This is a genomic window from Micromonospora sp. HK10 (genome assembly GCF_000982955.1).
In the GTDB taxonomy this organism is placed as follows: Bacteria; Actinomycetota; Actinomycetes; order Mycobacteriales; family Micromonosporaceae; genus Micromonospora.
This window is the reverse complement of record NZ_KQ058805.1, coordinates 1-867: the sequence shown is the minus strand read 5'-3', so window position 1 is coordinate 867 and position 867 is coordinate 1. Positions and strand designations below refer to the sequence as shown.

The 867-nt window shown below is 79.0% G+C and carries 1 protein-coding gene; it reads right to left on the bottom strand.

Translation table 11 applies throughout. From position 1 onward, the window contains the following. Positions 1-867: expansin EXLX1 family cellulose-binding protein (locus tag LQ51_RS12425; RefSeq protein ID WP_052744843.1), on the bottom strand; the 867-nt coding region annotated here is incomplete at both ends.

The window sequence follows — 867 nt, the reverse complement described above, 5'->3', positions numbered from 1 at the left end:
GCCCGGGGTGGCCGGGGCGGCGACGGCCGCGTCCACGGCCGGGGTGCCGGGCGGGCTGACCGGCGGGCTGGTCGAGGCGCGCGGGCGGGGACGGGCCGACGCCGGGCGGCCGGGCGCCGTCGTACGGGCCGGGGTGGCGGCACCGCCGTACATCCGGACCGTGCTGTGCTGCGTCTGGCCGGGGAGCAGCCGGATGCCGGTGGCGGTGGCCCGGTGCCCGTACGCGTCGGTGACCCGGATGGTGTACGGGCCGGGTCCGGCGCCGGAGTCGATGAGCCAGTAGTTGTAGTCCTGGCGGGCGGCGGCGCGCCAGGCGCCGTTCTGCCGTACCTCGACGGAGCGCAGCGGGTTGCCGTGGTCGCCGACGAGGACGGCGAACCACCATCGGGAGGCGCCCTCCTTGATCCGGAAGGTGAGCGGGCCGGGCAGCGGCGGGTTCACCACGGCGCGGTAGCTGACCTTCACGACGCCCTGCACCGGGTCGGCGATCCTGGCGAACGCCTCGGCGGAGAGGTCGAGGTGGCCGGGTGCGCATTCGGGGCACTGGTCCATGACGAGGACCCGGACGGTGCCCTTCGGGCCGGTGACGTCGAGGTGGCCGCCGCAGGCGGCGCCGGCCGCGTACTCGGCGGGCCCGAGGGCGACGTAGCGCCGGTTGTCGGGGGCGGCGGGGCGGGAGCAGTTGCCGCCGGCGCCCTTCGAGTCGTAGAAGGTGGCCTTGCCGCTGTGGACGGTGGCGCCCAGCGGCGGGGCGGCGGGCAGCGCGCGGGGCGGCGTGGCGCAGGCGGGGGCGGCGCCGCCGCGTACCGCGAGGACCACGCCGAGCCCGGCGGCGAGCGCCCCGGCCGCCGCGGCGGCGAGCCGGCG